The following is a 3,013-nucleotide window of genomic DNA, read 5'->3' on the forward strand; positions in this document are numbered from 1 at the left end:
TTTCTAACGCGAACAAACTTTTCTTTATTTTAGGCTATGCTCCCGCTTAACCGAGCAGTATTGGAAGTGGGGGATAAATCACAGCAAGCTGGAATCCTCAATAATATTGGTGCTGTCTACAACGATTTAGGGGAAAAACAGCAAGCACTCAAATTTTATAACCAATCCCTACCTTTAATGATAAAAGTGGGGGATAAATCGGGACAAGCTACAACCCTATGGAATGTTGCTAGCTTGGAACGCTCCCTAGGCAACTTAGAAGAATCTCTCAAACAAATCCAAGCAGCTATTAAAATCATTGAAGAACTACGTACAAAATACACAAATAAAGATTTACAAAGTACTTATTTCGCCTCCGTACAGAGTTATTACCAGTTCTACATCGACCTCCTGATGCAACTGGATAAAAAATACCCCAATAAAGGATATAATGCACTAGCTCTAAATATCAGCGAACGCTCGCGCGCGCGTTCTCTAGTCGAATTATTAACCGAAGCAGGTGCCGATATCCGTAAAGGTATTGACTCTAAGTTACTTGAACAAGAACAACTAATGCTTGGTAAAATCGAAGCTGTTCAAAAGCAAAGGCAAGACCCATCAATATCTAATAACAAAACTAGAATTGAACAACTAGAACAGGAAAACGAAAACCTTCTCAACCAATATGGCGAATTAGTGGACAAAATTCGTACCACCAGCCCAAAGTATGCTGACATTAAATACCCTCAACCTTTAGAATTAAAACAAATTCAGCAACAACTTGATAAAGACACCCTGCTGTTACAATATTCCTTGGGCGAAGACCGCAGTTTCCTTTGGGCTGTTACCCCAGATTCGATGGAAGCTTACGAACTGCCCGGACAAAAACAAATTGAAGATACTGCAAATAAATTTAAAGAAGCGGTTCTTCAAGGCGCCACTCCTTTTGGCAAAGAAAATCCTAATATAATCAATAAACCCGCTAATGAACTTAGTAAACTAATACTGGCGCCTGTCTCAGAAAAACTAGGTAAAAAACGTTTAGCAATAGTTGCAGACGGCGCCTTACAAAGCATACCATTTGCAGCATTAGCAGACCCAACTTCAACTTCGACTTATCAGCCATTAATGGTAAAGCATGAAATCGTCAATCTACCTTATGTAACTGTTATAGAAACACAACGAAAAAGACCCAGTAAGACGGCGCCTAAAACCCTCGCAGTATTAGCAGACCCAGTATTTGAAACTACTGATGAACGAATTACAGGAAAAGAAGAAGCTCTTGGTATAGAAATGAATCTAAATCATTCAAGTTTACAACGAGCGTTAAAAAATAATAAACGTAACGGAATATCACGTTTAAAGGGCACGCGCGCAGAAGCCGAAGAAATTCTTAAACTCGTATCGCCCAAAGAAGCAATATACGCTTATGATTTTGATGCCAACTACAATTTTGTAACTAGTCCAGAACTCAAAAAGTACAGATTCTTACTATTTGCAACTCATGGAATTGTAGATACTACAAACCCAGAGTTATCGGGTATTGTGCTGTCACAATTTGTAGATAAACAAGCTAAACCAGTTGAGAAAGGTTATTTACGCTTAGGTGACATCTTTAACTTAGATTTAGGCGCCGAGTTAGTCGTTCTCAGCGCATGTGACACTGGTTTGGGTAAAGAAATTAAGGGCGAAGGATTGATGGGACTAACACGAGGATTAATGTATGCAGGTTCCAAGCGTGCAGTTGTTTCCTTATGGCAAGTGAGTGATGAAGGTACATCTAAACTAATGCCTACATTTTACAAAGCTGTATTAAAAGGTAAATCTCCTACAATCGCTTTACGAGAAGCACAATTACAATTGTGGCAGAGTAAGGAATGGAAAAGTCCTTATTATTGGGCAGCATTCACTTTACAAGGTGATTGGAAATAATTAAAGTTGGGCGCCATTTCATTAAACTGTTTGTAATGGCTCCATTATTTATAACATACAAGTATTTTAACCAAAGCTTATAAAAATGGCGCCTGCCCTAGCTATAATTTGGTAACCACATTGCAGGTGCCTTCAATAAATTACAAAAATACCAGCTTTTTTCACTGGTGATATTTGTAAAATTTATTTTCACATTCATTAGACACTATTAATTGCCATAATTTCGGACTCCAAAGTCTGTAGCTTGAGGAATTATGAGATTCACACCAATTCCAAGGATATCCACTTGCGTTTGTAGTTCTTGCCTATAAATTTCATACTGAATGTTCGTGTAATTGATTTGAGCATCTCTTTGTTGCTTAAGTTGGACAACCTGATTACAGTACGCCAAGCCAAACCTTGGTTATCTAACTCTGCTGAATTGTATGCTTCTACGCATTGATTATATGTATCATTAAGAATGTCAGCCCTTGCTCCAAATAAAAAATAACCTTGGATAGCAAAGTTATACTTGTGCCGACAGGAGCGTAAATTCATGTTTACTACAGGTCAATAGTCCGGCTGATACACACTGCTAGTTTCCATCGGTAGTTCATGTATGTTTCGAGGCACCGTTGTAAGTATTCAACAGCGTCGTATTATAAGTACTCAAGTATTTAAATATTTACCTTATCTCCAACTTTAGTAAGACTCGCTTCTCAATAAAAAGTATTGTAGTAATTCGAGCTTTCTTCCGATGTCTTTAAGCAAGTCATATTTATATTATATATACATAATTTCAAATGAATGTTCAATTAATATTCAGAGGGTATCTCTATGTTAAAACATGCAAATAAACTTATAGTATGTGTTGCTTTTTTATCATCTTTATTTATCTGTAAACCAGCCAGCGCACAGACAAGAGAACAGCTTGATCAGTTATCAATTAGTGAACTTGAGATTTTATATGAACATCACTATAACAGTGCTTGGACTCTAATAAACAGTTGTTATCAAGGCGCCGCTTCGTATCCAAGTATGGAAACTGCCTGTAGGATACCAATACCTTCGCCAAAATAAAGAGGGCCTTCTGTAGTAGAGTTATGTTTACTAAGACTACAAC

Annotated in this window: 2 protein-coding genes; one reads left to right on the forward strand and one right to left on the reverse strand. The window is 37.4% G+C overall.

What is annotated here, in order from left to right; genetic code table 11:
• The first annotated feature begins 66 nt into the window (after positions 1 to 66).
• Complete coding sequence (locus tag AC2JBO_RS44240; protein WP_496959964.1) at positions 67 to 1,911, forward strand: CHAT domain-containing protein; 1,845 nt, start codon at positions 67 to 69, stop codon at positions 1,909 to 1,911.
• Between the two features lie 261 nt (positions 1,912 to 2,172).
• Here AC2JBO_RS44240 and AC2JBO_RS44245 read toward each other — a convergent pair whose 3' ends face one another.
• A complete protein-coding gene (locus AC2JBO_RS44245; RefSeq protein WP_496959965.1) occupies positions 2,173 to 2,448 on the reverse strand; it encodes a hypothetical protein in 276 nt (91 codons plus the stop codon).
• Between the last annotated feature and the right edge of the window lie 565 nt (positions 2,449 to 3,013).

It is taken from the genome of Calothrix sp. CBUCES-K 9914 (genome assembly GCF_059640475.1).